This window comes from Providencia sp. TYF-12 (assembly GCF_041344805.1).
Taxonomy (GTDB): Bacteria; Pseudomonadota; Gammaproteobacteria; order Enterobacterales; family Enterobacteriaceae; genus Providencia; species Providencia huashanensis.
This window is the reverse complement of the sequence record NZ_CP166833.1, coordinates 3963215-3980772: the sequence shown is the minus strand read 5'-3', so window position 1 is coordinate 3980772 and position 17558 is coordinate 3963215. Positions and strand designations below refer to the sequence as shown.

General features: G+C 39.1%; 16 protein-coding genes. 4 read left to right on the top strand and 12 right to left on the bottom strand.

Going from position 1 to position 17558, the window contains the following annotated elements; all coding sequences use genetic code 11:
• Positions 1–54: 54 nt before the first annotated feature.
• The 11 genes from ABE954_RS18625 to ABE954_RS18575 form a co-directional block, all read right to left on the bottom strand.
• The gene (locus tag ABE954_RS18625; protein ID WP_371025654.1) at positions 55–2622 is read right to left on the bottom strand and encodes an outer membrane usher protein; all 2568 of its coding nucleotides are present in this window, start codon (positions 2620–2622) and stop codon (positions 55–57) included.
• Between the two features lie 70 nt (positions 2623–2692).
• Complete coding sequence (locus ABE954_RS18620; RefSeq protein ID WP_155405707.1) at positions 2693–3220, bottom strand: fimbrial protein; 528 nt, start codon at positions 3218–3220, stop codon at positions 2693–2695.
• Positions 3221–3285: 65 nt separating this feature from the next.
• The gene (locus tag ABE954_RS18615; protein ID WP_042846276.1) at positions 3286–3807 is read right to left on the bottom strand and encodes a fimbrial protein; all 522 of its coding nucleotides are present in this window, start codon (positions 3805–3807) and stop codon (positions 3286–3288) included.
• Between the two features lie 90 nt (positions 3808–3897).
• Positions 3898–4236, bottom strand: coding sequence for a helix-turn-helix domain-containing protein (locus ABE954_RS18610; RefSeq protein ID WP_042846274.1), 339 nt, complete (start codon positions 4234–4236; stop codon positions 3898–3900).
• Positions 4237–5721: 1485 nt separating this feature from the next.
• A complete protein-coding gene (fis, locus tag ABE954_RS18605; RefSeq protein ID WP_004258438.1) occupies positions 5722–6018 on the bottom strand; it encodes a DNA-binding transcriptional regulator Fis in 297 nt (98 codons plus the stop codon).
• Between the two features lie 7 nt (positions 6019–6025).
• Positions 6026–7009: a tRNA dihydrouridine synthase DusB gene (dusB, locus tag ABE954_RS18600; RefSeq protein ID WP_004908195.1), complete on the bottom strand. Its 984-nt coding sequence runs from the start codon at positions 7007–7009 to the stop codon at positions 6026–6028.
• Between the two features lie 317 nt (positions 7010–7326).
• Complete coding sequence (prmA, locus tag ABE954_RS18595) at positions 7327–8211, bottom strand: 50S ribosomal protein L11 methyltransferase (protein ID WP_042846272.1); 885 nt, start codon at positions 8209–8211, stop codon at positions 7327–7329.
• Between the two features lie 21 nt (positions 8212–8232).
• Positions 8233–9687 (bottom strand): sodium/pantothenate symporter, encoded by a 1455-nt coding sequence (gene panF, locus ABE954_RS18590; protein ID WP_042846270.1) that lies wholly within the window; start codon positions 9685–9687, stop codon positions 8233–8235.
• Positions 9677–9919 (bottom strand): YhdT family protein, encoded by a 243-nt coding sequence (locus ABE954_RS18585; protein ID WP_042846269.1) that lies wholly within the window; start codon positions 9917–9919, stop codon positions 9677–9679. Before ABE954_RS18585 ends, panF begins: the two co-directional genes overlap by 11 nt.
• Before the next feature lie 144 nt (positions 9920–10063).
• Entirely contained in the window at positions 10064–10363 is a 300-nt protein-coding gene (locus tag ABE954_RS18580) for a DUF202 domain-containing protein (protein WP_042846268.1), read from the bottom strand.
• Between the two features lie 8 nt (positions 10364–10371).
• The gene (locus ABE954_RS18575; RefSeq protein WP_042846266.1) at positions 10372–10728 is read right to left on the bottom strand and encodes a YidH family protein; all 357 of its coding nucleotides are present in this window, start codon (positions 10726–10728) and stop codon (positions 10372–10374) included.
• Between the two features lie 149 nt (positions 10729–10877).
• On the opposite strand from ABE954_RS18575, the gene ABE954_RS18570 reads away from it, so the two are divergent.
• From ABE954_RS18570 to ABE954_RS18555, 4 genes are read left to right on the top strand one after another with little or no spacing between them, the layout of a single operon-like run.
• Entirely contained in the window at positions 10878–12299 is a 1422-nt protein-coding gene (locus tag ABE954_RS18570) for a PTS transporter subunit EIIC (RefSeq protein ID WP_042846264.1), read from the top strand.
• 13 nt (positions 12300–12312) lie between these two features.
• Entirely contained in the window at positions 12313–14082 is a 1770-nt protein-coding gene (locus ABE954_RS18565; protein WP_166696499.1) for a sulfatase, read from the top strand.
• A 48-nt stretch (positions 14083–14130) separates the two neighbouring features.
• On the top strand, positions 14131–14847 hold the full coding sequence (locus tag ABE954_RS18560) for a GntR family transcriptional regulator (RefSeq protein WP_048606178.1): 717 nt from the start codon (positions 14131–14133) through the stop codon (positions 14845–14847).
• 31 nt (positions 14848–14878) lie between these two features.
• Positions 14879–16129, top strand: coding sequence for an anaerobic sulfatase maturase (locus ABE954_RS18555; protein ID WP_129466436.1), 1251 nt, complete (start codon positions 14879–14881; stop codon positions 16127–16129).
• A gap of 75 nt (positions 16130–16204) precedes the next feature.
• Here ABE954_RS18555 and accC read toward each other — a convergent pair whose 3' ends face one another.
• Complete coding sequence (gene accC, locus ABE954_RS18550; protein ID WP_042846261.1) at positions 16205–17551, bottom strand: acetyl-CoA carboxylase biotin carboxylase subunit; 1347 nt, start codon at positions 17549–17551, stop codon at positions 16205–16207.
• Positions 17552–17558: the final 7 nt, after the last annotated feature.

Here is a 17558-nt window from a genome sequence, read left to right as displayed (position 1 = left end):
ATTGACAATTTCATATTTGATGAAAAAAGTGCCTGTAATTGTATTGATATTTACTCAATTCATTTCCTCGAAGGTTGTGTTGATTGAGTTTTTATTACCAGCAGAGAGACACGGTAATAACCAGCTAGAAAACAATGCTTCTCCTGTTGGTAAAGTTTCCGGTAATGTCACTTCACATTGAGTTCTCTCATCCCAACGTATCTGCAAAATATCATTTGGGTTTAATCCAGTTAAATAGGCGCTTCCTTCATCACCAATCATTCCTACCTGTTGGCCTCGTCGATTAAATACCAAAGCACCAAACGGTGGGTAACTGTTATCAGCGAGCCGTAATATGGCCATGGCACTTGCACCAGCAACGACTTCAAATTGACGATAACCTATAGCACCTTCCGTTAATGTTCCTTGTTTAACCGATTGTGTTACTTGTGCATCATTGGGTAGGGCATTTAAGTCTACGCTCACTTGATTACGGTAATAGCTATTCACATCAGTTAAGATTGCTTGCCCAAAACGATTAGAGTCAACTGTTGCGCCGTACCCTCGTAAGGGAATGCCAGCTATGCCATCAGTATCGACAAAAATACGTGTTCCCCCCATTTGGTTATTTCTGTGGAATACAACACCGTCTCGTATTGCGGTGATCCCACCTTGTAAAGACAATCCAGCAGAGCGGTAGCGGTTTTGTTGATAAGTAGCATTTGCATTTAATGATGCAATATCACCTTGATGAGAATAAAAACCACTGACTAAAGCACCAGTACGAGAAATCCCTGTGCTTAGTTGGTAATTACTGCGCTCATCCAAACGGTCGTAATACCCGATCCTTTGAGTGTTATCATTTTTATTCCAACTACTATTCATATTGAGAGAACCAGAATTTCCCCATGGCACTGATAAAGAGACATATACCCCATCATCGTTCGTATTTTGATAACTATTACGATACGCCGTCAGGTTAATGCTTAAATTTTTTAGCTTATCCATGTCAAAATACTTGGCTATAGATAGGCTATAGCGGTCATTATCTGGCTGATCCCAATAGGTTTGGTGATAATAATTAAGATATGCACTTAATCCGATACTCGGAAATTGTTGGTTATATGAAACGGTATACATTTCTTTGCTGCTATATTGCTGAACCCCACTCATTTGCGCATTTAAGTACTCTGACATACTCATAAAACCTTTTTCCGCGAAACGATAACCTGCAAAGGTTACTTGGCTGTTATAAGCATCAAAGTGTTTTGAATAACTTAGGCGGTATGAGTTACCTTTATAGGTTTTATTTCCAACATCAGTCATTCCTTTTAAATTAGAGCGTGCATGTGTAATATCGAACGATAATGCTCCAAACATCATTAAATCACGTCCGATACCGAGTGCTGCAGAAGCATAATTTTCAGCGCCAATTGCGCCACCAAATAATGACCAACCGTTGTTGACTCCCCAAGAAAATTCACCGCTCGCAAAAGTTTCACCATTTACATGGTGTTGCCAATCAGTAGGACGTCCTACTGCTAACTTGTAACGTAATTGCCCCGGACGAGTTAGGTAAGGGACCGTAGCTGTATTTATTGTGAAAGTTTGGATTGAGCCATCTTGTTCTTTAACTTCAACATTTAATTCACCTGACATGGCATCATTTAAGTCCTGAATACGAAAGGGGCCAGCCGCAACTTGTGTTTGATAAATAATACGGCCTTGCTGGCTCACTATTACTGTCGCGTTACTAGTGGCAACCCCATTAATTTCAGGAGCATACCCTCTTAAATTAGGAGGGAGCATATTAATATCGGTAATTAAACTCATTCCCGTAAATCGGAAGCTATCGAAAATATCTGACACCAGATAATCTTCACCTAAGGTTAATTTTGCACCCAAAGATTTAATGGCTCGGTAAATATAATAACGAGACCAATCTAACGAATGTGTTACGCTTTGGCTTTGTTGTTTATCTAATCGCATTTGCCAATCAGCACGAGCACGCCATGCACCTAGGTTTACTCCAACTACGCCATTTCCACTGGTGTTGTAATTAGTTTGCTCGCCACCGCGTGTTTGCTGTGATACTTGTGTATTGACGTTATAATCAAAGACCATCCCTGATACGCCATCTTCCCAACGTGCAGGAGGGTCCCAATTTTCAGCGGTATATTCCAAATATGCTTGCGGCATATTGATATATAATGTTGAACTAGCTAAATCAGCTTTAACATCGGTTCCCTTTAAGCTATCAAGTGACAAACATTCTCCTTCATGCCACCATGACAGTTTGCTCATCACCTCGGGTTTCAGACCAAATTGTTCGACAATACTTGGCGTTAAGCACACTAAACTATCACCTTCATCTATAGGCGAGGTGTAGTAATAAATAGGTTGTTCTGGTAACGTCTGCTTATTCACATAAATAGCAAAACTATATTCACCTGGCATTAAATAACCGGATTTTGAAAACTGGCTCAAGTCAATGTTAGCTCGGTCGTTTACATCCAAAATATCGGTATTAAACTCAATCTCTTTCGCCTGCCCAGCAAAGCTTACTACCAGTGTAATACATAGCCCCACTACACTTGGATGAAACCACCCAAGTAACGGGGTGCGAATGAAATCCGAGGTCATTGCCCCACCTTCTCTTATTTTTATCTATGATGTTTATTTAATAACCGAAATGAACAACGACTTATGCGGTCTATTCGTAATCTAATTTAAAACGTATGTGGCTAGAGTATTGCCCTGCTATCAACGCATTTTTATTTGCTACTAACCGTAAATTGTATGACAGGTCGCGTTCACCAATTGAAAGTGTTTGGTGCGATAAACTTTTTCCTGGGATGGCAATTTCACCGTCTTCGCGTTGAATCTGCAGTCCAACACCGCTCGCCTGGCCATCTACTTGAAATAACCCTTGCGATTGTGAGCCGTCAAAGGTGACTTGAAAGTATTGCCAATTTGGCTTAGCGGGGTTTTGCCGAGCTAAAACACAATTAACTAAACGGATATGAAAAGTACGAGCAGGTCCTTGGCCATCTCTATGAATGGCGGCTAAAGGTAAACTTCCCATATCAATAGTTTGATTTCGGCTTCCAACATCAATAGAACAAGCTGTTTCAATAATAGAGCCTTGCATTTTGATGCTCGCTCCAGCATTCGCTGAAAAGGCCAAGACGATACAATGCAATCCAAATGTACCTTTGATAATTCTCATTTTATTTATCATGCGTACCTCTCACCGAATTTTAAAAGCCTGAGCGATATCCTTATCTCATCAGGCCATTTATTCGTTTACTCGTAGTTCAGTGTAAAATCAGCTATAGAGCTAAATTCACCTGTTTTTGCTTTATCACCATCACCAATCAAATATGCGGCAAAACGTAGAGTGTTGCTGCCATTTTGGATTATTTGGAATGGAGAAGGTTTGCCCAGTGTGATTACTTGGCCAGCTGGGTTAGTAATTTGAACACCTGCTCCGGAAGCTGTACCGACAAGTCCTAATGTCTTATTTGTTGTATCAAATGCTGCAGCTGCACCACTGAAAGTCAATTGGACTCCACTTTTTAAGTTTTCGGATTTGCAGTTTTCTAATGAAACATCAAATGTACGTGGGGTTGATCTACCTCCGCCCATTAATGTTGAATCTGCAATTTGTCCTAACTCAATAGTTTGATCGATAGAATTAGGCGATATTGAACAAGGTGCTGTAATAATAGCGCCTTTAAATGTAACTTTACCGTGCCCCATATCAGCGGCTAATACAGAAGCGCTCATTGCACTCGATACTAAAACTGCAAAAATAACTTTATTCATATATTCCTCAGAGAATCATAATAAATATTTGATGTGTTTTTGTTTGAAAATGTTTAAAGCCACTTTAATTATTAAACTTAATAAAGTTACTTAATAAAAGTAGATGGTATCAGATGCCGTGATGCTTTTTCTTAAAGTTACCACGTCATCATAATTTGATTTGTTTATTTCAATAATAATGTTCTTGATTAAACTTTCAAATGAGATGTTTAAAGCTACTGAGATATTAAATAACATATCGACTGTTAGCTTATTGACACCTCTTTCATAGCGAGACATTTGCTGTTGTGAAATATTTAATTTTGTTGCTAATTGAGCTCCAGTAATACCAGTTTCTTTTCTTATTCTTTTTATTACAACTCCACAATAAGAAGAAAAACAATTGGCAGAATTCTCACTTGGAGCATCTTTATGTTCTTGTAAGTTCATACAACTATTTTCCAAAAGAAAACTACTAATTTAAATTAATAAATTAGTAACTTATTATTAATATTAGTTCTTTAATTAAAGAGAAAGCTAATAATATTCATCGTTGCCTTGATTTCCTACAATTATAAAGAGTGAGAAATTTAAAAGCAAACTCACTAATTTGAAGTTTTTAATGAATAACCATAAATTTACACTTTTTACAGTTTTTATAATTATATATAAATCAATGTGTTGTGATTTTCTGCGAGATGTGTGTTTTTTAATTTATCAAAAATTGATAAATCAATGACGATACAAAAAAGCAATTCTAAAGATAAAAACAGAATATTAACTCGATATTAACATTTTTTTCATACTTTATCTTTATTTGTAACGTTTAAGTGTGTAAAAAGCAAAGAAAACACATAATGTGAGTAATCAAAACGTGGTATATATAGTGAAAAATACTTAAATATCATGGGGTTTAGTTTAAGTAAAGAAAACTCTCATTGTGAGTGAAAAATAAATATTAACTAACATAATTATCAGATAATAATAAACGCATAGGTACTTAACATCACCAATATCCTATGAGTAAACCGCTATGGTAATAATTTTCATTCAGTTTTTCCTCAATAAGTTGTTCATTGTTTTTTCTTGTTCAACTAATTCTTTTTAAGGTATATAAATCTGTATATACATCAGGAAATGACATTGACCTATTATGAAAAGTAGGTACTGTAATAAATGCTATCTTTACTAATAAAATAATTTAAATTCTTGTATAACAATGAGTTCAGAATTTATTATATAAAGTCAAATGGAAGGGTGTTAGTCAGTTATGTGATTTTTAATCAGCGTAGACTTATGTAAGTTGAACAAGGGTTATTAGGTTGGGCTATAGTTTTATTTACTATTTGAAGAGTGGTGAAATAATAATTTTTTAAACTCAGTGAGTGATTAATATTTTTTGTGTTTTAGCAAACTATTAATAATGACTGAGTACTTTAAATATTAAATTTCCTTCTGTTTTAATAGCTTATTATTAATAATTAAATTTTTTGATGTGTTTGCTGTGATGGTAAGCGCACTGTGAATTTTATTTACTGAATATAGTATTTATTATTATATTTTAGATGATGTGATTTATTGAGGCTATTTAAATTTATTATATTTAAGTTAAATCAACCTAGGGTTAACAGGGAATAAAATAGGTTATCTAATAAAATAGGTGAGTGAAGTATAAGTTTATAGGGGCTTTTAGGGATTGAAAGGGCATTGGGGGGAATGGTAATTTAACTGGTAGGGAGTAAAGCTAGGTTAGTCTAGAGCAGTACATTTTGTGTATTTAATGAGAAATACTAAATACCTGCAATAGAAGAGTAAAATATACTAGCCGCATGCGTCGCAGTACTGTGGCGTTTCTGGTGCCCAGTCATTTAAACAAAAAGGCACCTTCTAAAATATAGAAGGTGCCTGTAAAAACACTGCATTAACTGACTAGGATTAGTTCATGCCGTATTTTTTCAGTTTCTTACGCAGAGTACCGCGGTTGATACCCATCATCAGGGCTGCACGGGTCTGGTTTCCACGGGTATATTGCATAACCATGTCCAACAAAGGCTGTTCTACCTCAGCCAATACCAGCTCATATAAATCGTTAACATCTTGATTATTTAATTGAGCAAAATAGTTCTTCAGTGCTTGCTTGACTGAATCACGTAACGGTTTTTGAGTTACTTGATCTTGTGAATTTACAGTAGCAACGGTTAGTACGTCAGAATTTACGCGTTGTTCGAACATAGTTCTGTCAGCTCTTATCTTTATTTACGCAAAAATTTTCAAAAAATGCTTCCAACACCTCCAGCTGTTCGCTGGCATCCTCAATGGTGTTGAATGAGCGCCGAAACTGGTCATCAGGTGCATGTTCCTTTAAGTACCAAGAAACATGTTTGCGCGCTATACGGGCTCCTTTGCCTTGACCATAAAAGTCGTGCAATTCCTGTACATGCGCTAGCATAATGCGTTGTACCTCTGCCATTGGCATCGGTGGCAATATTTCACCTGTGTCCAGATAATGCTGGATTTCCCGGAAGATCCATGGTCTTCCCTGAGCCGCTCGTCCTACCATCAAGGCATCAGCCCCTGTGTAGTCCAAAACAGCTCTGGCTTTTAGCGGGTCAGTAATGTCGCCATTGGCAATAACCGGAATGGTAACAGTCTGCTTAACTGCCCGAATATTGTCATATTCAGCTTCCCCATTAAACAGACAGGCTCTAGTTCTGCCGTGAATGGTGAGTGCTTGAATGCCGCAATCTTCGGCCAATTTGGCAATTTCTATGCAGTTTCGCTCTTCAGGTGACCAACCTGTGCGGATCTTAAGAGTAACAGGTACATCCACTGCTTTTACGACACCTTCTAGAATCGACTTAACGATTTCTGGATAACGTAGCAGTGCAGAACCTGCAAGCTTACGATTCACTTTTTTAGCTGGACAGCCCATATTGATATCGATAATTTGAGCGCCACTCTCAACATTAATTTGAGCAGCAGCAGCCATCTCATCGGGATCATTGCCAGCTATTTGAACGGAACGTACCCCAAGTTCATCACGATGAACCATTCTGAGCCTAGATTTGTCTGTCTTCCAAACCTGAGGGTTAGAAGAAAGCATTTCTGATACCGTCATACCTGCGCCCATGTCATAACAGAGTGACCTAAAAGGTTTATCTGTAATGCCAGCCATTGGGGCAGCAATAAGACAGTTTCTCAACTGATATTGTCCGATTCGCATAACTAAATGGGGGCCATACTGTGACTGCAAGGGCGCGTATATTACGCATTTTTTACGAGATATGAAAGGACAAACTTTGAGCAAACGGTTATTTATCACTAATTTTTTTATCTTGCATTCTAGCAACTAAAAAATTAGTTATATTTAACAAATAGTTAAGCGTACTCGATAACGATTTATTAAAATAACTGTTGCGTTGTTCAAATCTCGTGCAGAACAGATTATCACCAGCTATTGAGCAATATTTGAGCTATAAGATAATCTATTCTGGCGTTATTTTCAAAGGAATTATTCCCTAATTTTGATAAAAAAAGCCATCAAAAGTGCTTGACACCGGTAATACGGCACCACTCATCTTTTTCAGCCACAGGGTCAATTTCAAACATGGGGCGATAAGCATCAGCAACCCCTTCTGCTTGAGTGGCTAATACCCCAGAAAGACCCAGTAAACCACCTGCACGAGGCAATACGCTTATCATTGGGGCTAATTCACGTAGAGGGCCAGCAAGGATGTTAGCAACTACGACATCAGCTTGTAGCGCTTCCGGTTGGTCTTTCGATAAGTAGAGAGATAAACGCTCGGAAACGCCGTTACGTTGCGCATTATCGCGACTTGCAGTAATAGCTTGAGGGTCGATATCGATACCAATGGCATGAGCGGCACCTAGTTTCAATGCTGCGATCGCCAAAATGCCCGAACCGCATCCGAAGTCGATTACCGTTTTCCCTTCGAGATCAAGGCTATCTAACCATTGAAGACACAGTGATGTTGTTGGGTGGGTCCCTGTTCCGAAGGCTAAGCCTGGGTCTAACATGACATTAACGGCAGTTGGGTCCGGAACATCGCGCCAACTTGGGCAGATCCATAAACGCTCACCAAAGCGCATTGGGTGGAAGTTATCCATCCATTCTCTTTCCCAGTCTTTATCTTCTAATTGTTCGATTTTATGAATGAACCCAGTTCCAAGAAGAGGGCTATTTTCCAATTGAGAAACCACCCATTTCATGTCGGTTTCTGCATCATATAAACCAATGACGTCAGTATCACCCCAAAGACGAGTTTCTCCAGGTAGGGGCTCAAAAACAGGGGTATCATGGCTATCTTGAAAAGTGACGGATACCGCCCCAGTTTCGATGAGTTCATCGCCAAGAGCTTCTGCTTGTGGACCTGTTGAGTTGATGCGGATCTGTATCCAAGGCATATTTATCTCTTATGTTAAAATCTAATTTGTTGATGTCTTAATTGTGGGCAATTGTACTGGATTTTTGCCAAAAAAGTTACCTATCAAGAAGGCTATGAGGCTGAAAATTAGCGATGGAACGATAGCGTGAAAGCCCATAAGTTCTATCTTAAAGGAAGCAAAAATGGCATAACATACGCCACCGACAACCATACCGCAAATTGCCCCTGTACCATTGGCTTTTTCCCAATATAGCCCAAGAACTAATGGCCACAAGAAAACCGCTTCAAGACCACCAAACGCTAATAAATTCAGCCAAATAATCATTTGAGGTGGGTTCCACGCAGCGATCAAAAGCAAAGCCCCTAAGATCAAACTAGAACAGCTAGAGATCCGAGCCAGTTTTTTCTCATTTTTAATTTGCGTGGGCACTGCATTGAGGTAAATATCTTTTACGATAGTGGCTGAGGACTGCAAGAGCTGAGCATTAATAGTCGACATAATTGCTGCCATCGGTGCTGCTAAGAAAATCCCAGCGGCAAATGGAGGAAGGACTTGTACCATCAATGTTGGTATCACTTGGTCAGGGATGGTCAGATCAGGCAAAATTGCGCGCCCTAATGCACCCGCAAAGTGCATACCAAACATCAATATTGCCATCACGATAGTGCCTAAAATAATTCCTCGGTGAACAGCTTTGCTGTCCTTGTATGAAATACAACGCACCGCGGTGTGGGGTAAACCAATCACGCCAAAACAGACTAGAACCCAAAAAGAAGCTAAGAAAGGCCCACTCAGAATATCGTCAGCCCCTTCGGGCGACACTAATTTAGGGTCAATGGCATGCATCTTTTCGATGGCTGTAGGGAGCCCACCAGCATGGTAAATGATGGCAACAAGTAGGATCACTGTCCCGATAAGCATAACTAGCCCTTGCAATGCATCATTCAATACGCTGGCTCTGAAGCCACCAATAGCTGTATAGAGGGCGATAGATACCCCAAAAATTATCAAACCATAGGTATATGGGATACCAGCTGCTGTTTCTAATAGCCTTGCGCCGCCAATAAATTGCACTGTCATGGCGCCAAAAAAAGCAATGAGTAGGCTAACACTTGCAAACCAAACTAAGAAGCGGCTTTGATAGCGAGCGTAGAGCATATCGTTAAGGGTCACTGCATTATAGCGGCGCGCTAAAATAGCAAATTTCTTACCCAGTACGCCAAGGGAAAGCCAGATTGCCGGTAGCTGGATCATCGCTAAAAGTACCCAACCTAGACCATATTTATAGGCGGCTCCAGGGCCTCCAATAAATGAACTCGCACTGATATAGGTTGCGGTAATTGTCATTGCAAGGACGAAACCGCCCATGGAACGATTACCTAAGAAATACTCATTCAGAAATTCGCCTGTTTTCCGCTTTTTATAGGCATAAATTGATAACAGAAAGACGAGGGCAAGGTAACCGATTAATGGTAGGAGAACTTCAATCTGCATCATTCTCCTCCAGAGAGATATCTTTGAATATGAGCTTAACCATCATAATACACAGTAGAATAAAGATGACGGGCAAAATTAGGCATGACCATTCAAACCATAATGGTAACCCAGTAACTCCCATCGTATTGCTAGGAAGGTATGCACAAATAACCCAGCCTATCATATAGGCTATCGTTAAATAGAGTGACCAACGGGCCTCTTTATTTGATTGAAGAAAACGTTTGTCCATCCGTTATTCCTCCTCATTCTCACAAAAATAATCGGGGATTGTACGATAATCTGGGAGTGGAGTGTGAAAAATTCAGAGAAAAGCGATTAAAGGCAGTGATTTATTTAAGATGAACTTAGCTAAATATTGAGAGATAAAGTCAAATTAAGTAGATAAAATCTTAATAACCAGCATAAAAGACATAAAAATAAGGGTGTATGACGCAAAAAATAAGAATATAGAATTGTTTATTTTTAATCCTATTTTAGGGGAGGTAGATGCATTATGTCTTTTGAATGTAATGATCAAAAATAATAATGCGCCAGCCGCAGCTGCGGTTAGCATTAGGTATGAATGATTGAGTAACCCAGAACGCAGAAATAGCAATATATTTAGTGCTAAAACAAGTAGCGTTCGGCTCCAAGCTTGCTGTGTTCTTTCTGGTTGTAGTCCGGGGTCTCGCATTGCACTGCCTATAGTAAAATATATAAGAGTGCGAAAGAGGCTGCGGTCATGATAAACAATGTAATTAACAATAAAAAAGAAGTGTATTGAAGGGGTTTATCTTGCCGCATTGCTAATTCGTTTTGTTTCCAGCGATACAATGCCATCGCCGCAGTCAGCCCACCCGCCACAGCGAGCACTAATGCCAGTGCCATTTTTATCCATGGAAATTCGATAGATTGAAATAGTTGTTCGATGGCAATTGCACCAGCTAAAAAAGCCAACGCTGTTCTAATCCAGGCTAAAAATGTTCTTTCGTTAGCTAATGTGAATCGGTAATCCGGCGCTTTCCCAAGTATTTTCCAGTTTTCTTTTTTTATCGTCATTGGAATTCCTATCTTTTTTAGAAAAAGTGAGAAGAAAATCACAAAACATTAATGTAAGTGTGGGCTTTCTTTTTCTGATGATATATTAATCTAAATGTTATAACAATATAACAAAGCATTTTGCCTTACTATACCGTAAGAGAGGATCTATGGATCTCGATAAAATATCAAAAAAAATTATAGAATTATCAGGCGGTTCTGAAAATTTCATTCACGTCACAAATTGTATGACTCGAGTGAGAATGACATTAAAAAATGAAGAAAAGGCGGATATTGCAGGTTTGAAAGCACTACCTGGCGTGCTAGGAGTGGTGAGTGATGAAACATTGCAAGTGATTGTCGGACCGGGAAAATGTAACAATATTGCTGACGCAATTAATCAACTACTATCTAACGGGGACTCTGAAAGCACTGTATTGCAGGATGATAAACCTGAAAGCGATGTATTAGCTAAAGCTGAAATCGCTAGAAATAAAGCGAAGAAAAAAACGCCAGTTAAAGCCGTGCTAAGAAGTATAGCGAATATTTTTGTTCCATTATTACCCGGCTTAATTGCTGCTGGTACTTTAATGGGGATCAATAACATTATTGTTAACTCGGCACATGCCGAGGCGCTAGCTCAGGGAATTCAAGCAACCGCTAATATGTCAGCAGCCCAAGTGGTTTTGCAACAACAAGGGTTGTTAGAAATAAGTACTATTATGGGGATTATTGCGAGTGGCTTGTTTAGCTTACTAGCTGTATTCACCGGTATTTTTGCTGCTAAAGAGTTTAAGGGAACTGAAATCTTAGGGGGGATTTTAGGGGCAATTACGATTGCGCCTCAAGTTGCTATTTTGGGACTAACTCCGGGACAAGGTGGGTTAATTGGGGTTATTTTTGCGGTTTGGATTAGCTGTTGGTTAGAAAAGCGATTACGCCGCTATATCCCGAGTATGATAGATGTTATTGCAACCCCAACGTTGACAATCATCATTATGACTGCGCTTTTGCTATTTGGTATTATGCCAGTAGCTGGCGTTGTATCTAATGGTATTTTAGGCTCATTGTCCGGAATTTTACAGCATGGTGGCTTAGCGGCTGGTTTTATCTTATCTTCTTTATTCCCATTTTTAATTTCTCTTGGTTTACACCAAGGGTTAATTCCTATCCATTTAGAATTAATTCAAGCAACAGGAAGTTCGCAGTTATTTGCGATTCAAATCATGAGTAATTCCGGTATGGTCGGCGCTGCAATTGCCGTCTTGATAATGACAAAAGATCCGGTAATGAAACGTGTCGCTAAAGGGGCTATCCCGACCAGTATTTTAGCCGTAGGTGAACCGACTATCTTTGGGGTAAACATCCCAGCAGGCTTCGCATTTATCACAGGATCGATAGGTGCTGGTTTTGGGGGAATGATGATCGTCTTATTGGATGTAACAGCCAATGGGGTCGGAGCCGCAGGGCTATCCGCACTACCACTGATAGCGGATGGTAAATATCTCCAATACATTTTTAGTTGGTTAGTCGGTGCGAGTATTGCTTTCGTATTGACTTATGTTGTTGGACGTATCAGAAAGTACCAGTAAAAAGGAAATAACAATGAAAGCTGTAATGTTAATGTTTGATTCATTGAATAAACATATGTTGTCGGCTTATGGCTGCCAAACAACCATTACTCCTAATTTTGAGCGATTACGTAAACGCGCACTGAAGTTTGATAATTTTTATGTTGGCAGTATGCCTTGTATGCCTGCAAGGAGAGAATTGCATACCGGGAGATATAATTTCCTTCATCGTAGCTGGGGCCCGATTGAGCCATTTGATGAGTCGATGCCTGAAATACTGAAAAAACAAGGTATTCATACTCATTTAGTTACGGATCACAAACATTACTGGCGAGATGGCGGTGCAACCTACCACTCGCGTTTCTCAACATATGAATTTATTCGGGGGCAAGAGGGGGATAACTGGAAAGGTGTTGTGAATAAGCCAGTTGTTCATTATGAATCAGGTGAACCTGATGAAAATAAACAGCGTAAAATAGCCAGTCGTACCCAGCACCTGATTAATCAGCAATATATGCAGGATGAAAAAGATCATCCACTGGTACAAACAATTAGTCACGGTATTGAATTTATTGAAACTAATCACTCGGATGATAATTGGTTTTTACAGCTCGAGTGTTTTGATCCTCATGAACCGTTTTATGTACCTGAAAAATACCTACAACTTTATGGTTTATCCAATGCTCATTTTGATGGCTGGCCGCCGTATTATTTTGTCACTGAGGATGAGTCTAGGCAAAAAGTGATCCGTGGTTTTTATCAAGCACTAGTAACGATGGTCGATGCATATGTTGGTCAGGTTCTTGATATATTTGATAAATACAATTTATGGGAAGATACGCTATTAATTGTAAATACGGATCACGGTTTCTTATTAGGTGAACATGATTGGTGGGGGAAAAATATCATGCCACTTTATAACGAAATCGCGAATACACCATTTTTTATTTGCCACCCTGATTTGGATACCAATGGGGTATCAAGGCAGATGTTGGCTCAAACTATTGATATACCGGCTACGTTACTTGATTATTTTAATGCACCAATCCCTAAAAATATGCAAGGAAAAAGCATATTAGCTGGGCTTGCTAAAGATGAACCTATTCGCGAATATGCGCTGTTTGGCTACCATGGCTGTCAGATTAATATCACAGATGGTGAGTATGTTTATATGCGCTCTCCTGTTGTTCAAGGAACCGAGGGGCTTCATGATTATACTTTGATGCCAACACGTATAAACCGGCGGTTTACGCCTAAAGAGTTACAAGGAACAGAGTTATATGAGGGGTTTGATTTCACACAAGGTTGCTCAGTATTAAAAATCCCTGCAACGAGTGTGATGACAACAGACTCAGACCGTTTTGGACATCGCTTATACCATGTTAAGCAAGACCCGGCACAAACGTCACCAATCCTCAATGTGGCAATAGAACAGCGTTTACTCGAAAATATTCGTTTAATGATGTTACAAAATGATGCTCCTGAAGAGTTGTATGCTCGTTATGGTTTATCGAAAGAGCAACCTGTTTCCCTTGAGCAAATTGAACAAGAGCATAAGCAGGCTGGAGCAGCGAAAACTGTATTTGACCAATATCCGCTCACGCAGGAAGTTAAATATGGTGCGATGTCATTATTACAATATATCGAAACCCGTCATTTAAAGACGATAAAGGACAGGTTTATCAAACAATTAGAAGGTGGGTTAACACAAAAACAGCTAGTTGATTTCATTATTGATAATTTTCCAGTAGAAAACCATAATGAGCTTTTATACCGGGTAGCTCTGGAAATGCGATTAAAATAAATAAGAGCATTACCCGGTGGGCTAACATCGGGTAATTGTGATTAATATATGAAAAAACAACTAGATTATAGTACGCATTCAAAACCGTTATACGCGCAAGTGTATGATATTTTAGTCGATAAGCTAAATAAAGGTGAATATAGGAAAAACGATACTTTTCCGACAGAAGCTGAATTTCAAGAAATGTTTGGGATCAGCAGGATCACGGCAAGAAGGGCACTTTCGGAATTAGAAAAAGAAGGGTATGTAAAGCGATCTCGAGGGGTTGGCACTCTTGTTATTCGAAATTCTAAAAAAGCCTATGCAACAATCCATACCCAAGTATTGGGGGCTGCAACACAAAGAGTAAAACGTAATATTATTTCGATAAACAAAGTTGCGGCAAATAAAGATATCAGTGAAATTATGAAATTGCCGGAAGGCTCAGTCCTGACCAAAGTGGAAAGGGTTATTACAAAAGGAAATAAACCGATTCAATACAATTGTTTTTATTTTCCACCTTGTATTGAAAGCATTACAGCAGAGGATTTAGAAGAGTCTATTTATCTTTTTTTAGAATCCAAAGGGCTAAATTCAAACCATTATACTGAAAAATTATCAGCACTTGTTCCAACAAAACAAGAAATGGAATTATTAGATATCGATGAGAAAACCCCCATATTTTCTCGTTGCCGTATTGACTACAACAAAGATAATGAAGCCATTTTATATATGGAAGGTAGTTATTTAAGCAACTATTACGAGTATAAAGTGAATGGCAGCTAAGATGTCCGTTGCCAAAACTTAAGAGGTTACTATGAAAAAAGCGTTTCACATAATGGCTAAGCCAACAAGTTATCAGTGCAATTTAAAGTGTGATTACTGCTTTTATCTAGAAAAAGAACACCAAACTGATTTTAATAGTAAAAAATTAAAATGTATGGACGACAATACATTACGTGAATATATTCGTCAGTACATTGAATTATCACCAAGCCATGAAATTGATTTTACTTGGCAAGGGGGTGAACCGTTAATGGCGGGGATGGATTTTTTCCAACGAGTGATCCAATACCAAAAGCGGTATGGAAAAGGAAAGCAAATCTACAATAGCATACAAACAAATGGGGTATTGTTAACCGCTGAATGGGCTAAGTTTTTAAAAGAACATCATTTCTTAGTCGGAATTTCCCTTGATGGCCCACAATGGCTACATGATATTTATCGAAAATCCAATTCAGGTAATTCGGTTTTTGATAAAGTTATCAATGCAATTCGCCTACTCAAAGAGTATCAAATTGATTTTAATATTTTGACGGTGATTAATAATGAGACGGCAAAATATCCAGAAGAAATCTACCGTTTTATTACCGAAGAACTTCAAGCTAATTACTTGCAGTTTATTCCTGTTGTCGAATATGAAATGAACAATAGTAAATTTCAACATTTGAGCTACCCACAAGAAGCGGGAGAGAAAACGCTAACCTCATGGTCAATAACAGGGAAGCAATACGGCGATTTTATTAATAAAGTCTTTGATATTTGGGTAAGAAAAGATGTTGGGAAGGTCTTTGTCCAGTTGTTTGATAACTCGCTTGCGGCTTGGTCTGGTGATATGCCTAGTTTTTGTGTTATGCAGCCGGCGTGTGGATACGGTTTAGTGGCTGAGCAAAATGGGGATATTTATAGTTGCGACCATTTTGTCTATCCCGAATTTAAACTGGGTAATTTATTAAGTAAGCCTCTCAATAAGCTAGTTTATAGTAAGCAGCAGCAACGTTTTGGCCAACAAAAACTCAACCTTTCTTCATTGTGCCAAAAATGTGAATTTAAGTTTGCTTGTCATGGGGGATGCCCAAAGCATAGGACAGAAAAAGTTGAGAATAAATGGCATAATCATTTATGTGAGGGTTATAAGGCAATTTTTAGCCACATTGACCCCTATATGCAATATATGGCGAATGAGCTACGTTTTCGTCGCCCCCCAGCCTCGGTGATGGATAATTTACACTTATTCCAGCGTGCTGCACCTATCGAAAATACAATCCCAATTCGCCATATTAATTAAATTCAATAAAAAATACCGCGCAGCTGAGCTTCGCGGTATTTTTTGACGATAAATAAAACGGGCTATTTCAAAAAATTATTCAGAAATACCCAGTTTTTTCTCCAGATAGTGGATATTAGTCCCACCTTTTTGGAAGTTTTCATCATTCATAATCATCTGGTGCAATTCAATATTGGTTTTAATACCATCGACGATCAGCTCGTTTAATGCATTTTTCATACGAGAAATGGCAATTTCACGAGTTTCACCGTAAGTAATTAATTTACCAATCATTGAGTCGTAATAAGGAGGTACAGTATAACCTGCGTAAATATGCGACTCCCAACGCACACCAAAACCACCAGGAGAGTGGAAACGGGTGATTTTACCTGGACTTGGAATGAATGTATTCGGGTCTTCAGCGTTAATACGGCACTCAACAGCATGACCGTGAACAATAATGTCTTCTTGTTTTACAGATAGCGGTAAACCAGATGCGACACGTAACTGTTCTTTAATTAAGTCGACACCAGTAATCATTTCAGTAACTGGATGTTCAACTTGAATACGGGTATTCATCTCGATGAAATAGAATTCACCGTTTTCGAATAAGAATTCGAAGGTACCCGCACCGCGATAACCAATTTCAATACATGCATTTGCACAGCGCTCACCGATATTACGGCGAATTTCAGGCGTGATACCTGGTGCTGGAGCTTCTTCTACCACTTTTTGGTGACGGCGTTGCATTGAACAATCACGCTCTGCTAAGTAAACAGCGTGACCCTGACCATCCGCCATCACTTGAATTTCAATATGACGTGGGTTTTCAAGGAATTTTTCCATGTAAACCATGTCATTATTGAATGCAGATTTGGCTTCTGCGCGTGTGAGGTTAATCGATGATTCTAAATCTTTTTCGTTACGAACCACACGCATACCACGACCACCACCACCACCTGATGCTTTGATGATTACAGGGTAGCCAATACGTTTTGCGATGGATTTATTCTTTTCTGCATCATTGCCTAGCGGGCCATCTGAACCCGGAACGCAAGGAACACCTGCTTTTTTCATCGCGTTAATAGCAGAAACTTTGTCGCCCATTAGGCGGATGGTTTCAGCTTTTGGACCGATAAAAATAAAGCCTGAGTTTTCAACTTGTTCTGCGAAATCAGCGTTTTCAGCCAAGAAACCATATCCCGGATGGATCGCTTGCGCGCCTGAAATTTCCGCTGCTGAAATAATCGCAGGGATATTTAAGTAACTTTTCGCGGATGCTGCAGGACCGATACAAATGGTTTCATCAGCCAGCAACACGTGTTTTAGATCGCTATCAGCCGTTGAGTGAACCGCTACAGTTTTGATGCCAAGTTCTTTACAGGCACGCAAAATACGTAGTGCGATTTCCCCACGGTTAGCGATAACAATTTTTTCCAGCATGGAGACG

What these genes read in the sequence shown, in the direction of transcription:
- ABE954_RS18625 (WP_371025654.1), bottom strand. Translation starts at nt 2,622, where the DNA reads ATGACCTCGGATTTCATTCGCACCCCGTTACTTGGGTGGTTTCATCCA.
- ABE954_RS18620 (WP_155405707.1), bottom strand. Translation starts at nt 3,220, where the DNA reads ATGATAAATAAAATGAGAATTATCAAAGGTACATTTGGATTGCATTGT.
- ABE954_RS18615 (WP_042846276.1), bottom strand. Translation starts at nt 3,807, where the DNA reads ATGAATAAAGTTATTTTTGCAGTTTTAGTATCGAGTGCAATGAGCGCT.
- ABE954_RS18610 (WP_042846274.1), bottom strand. Translation starts at nt 4,236, where the DNA reads ATGAACTTACAAGAACATAAAGATGCTCCAAGTGAGAATTCTGCCAAT.
- fis (WP_004258438.1), bottom strand. Translation starts at nt 6,018, where the DNA reads ATGTTCGAACAACGCGTAAATTCTGACGTACTAACCGTTGCTACTGTA.
- dusB (WP_004908195.1), bottom strand. Translation starts at nt 7,009, where the DNA reads ATGCGAATCGGACAATATCAGTTGAGAAACTGTCTTATTGCTGCCCCA.
- prmA (WP_042846272.1), bottom strand. Translation starts at nt 8,211, where the DNA reads ATGCCTTGGATACAGATCCGCATCAACTCAACAGGTCCACAAGCAGAA.
- panF (WP_042846270.1), bottom strand. Translation starts at nt 9,687, where the DNA reads ATGCAGATTGAAGTTCTCCTACCATTAATCGGTTACCTTGCCCTCGTC.
- ABE954_RS18585 (WP_042846269.1), bottom strand. Translation starts at nt 9,919, where the DNA reads ATGGACAAACGTTTTCTTCAATCAAATAAAGAGGCCCGTTGGTCACTC.
- ABE954_RS18580 (WP_042846268.1), bottom strand. Translation starts at nt 10,363, where the DNA reads ATGCGAGACCCCGGACTACAACCAGAAAGAACACAGCAAGCTTGGAGC.
- ABE954_RS18575 (WP_042846266.1), bottom strand. Translation starts at nt 10,728, where the DNA reads ATGACGATAAAAAAAGAAAACTGGAAAATACTTGGGAAAGCGCCGGAT.
- ABE954_RS18570 (WP_042846264.1), top strand. Translation starts at nt 10,878, where the DNA reads ATGGATCTCGATAAAATATCAAAAAAAATTATAGAATTATCAGGCGGT.
- ABE954_RS18565 (WP_166696499.1), top strand. Translation starts at nt 12,313, where the DNA reads ATGAAAGCTGTAATGTTAATGTTTGATTCATTGAATAAACATATGTTG.
- ABE954_RS18560 (WP_048606178.1), top strand. Translation starts at nt 14,131, where the DNA reads ATGAAAAAACAACTAGATTATAGTACGCATTCAAAACCGTTATACGCG.
- ABE954_RS18555 (WP_129466436.1), top strand. Translation starts at nt 14,879, where the DNA reads ATGAAAAAAGCGTTTCACATAATGGCTAAGCCAACAAGTTATCAGTGC.
- accC (WP_042846261.1), bottom strand. Translation starts at nt 17,551, where the DNA reads ATGCTGGAAAAAATTGTTATCGCTAACCGTGGGGAAATCGCACTACGT.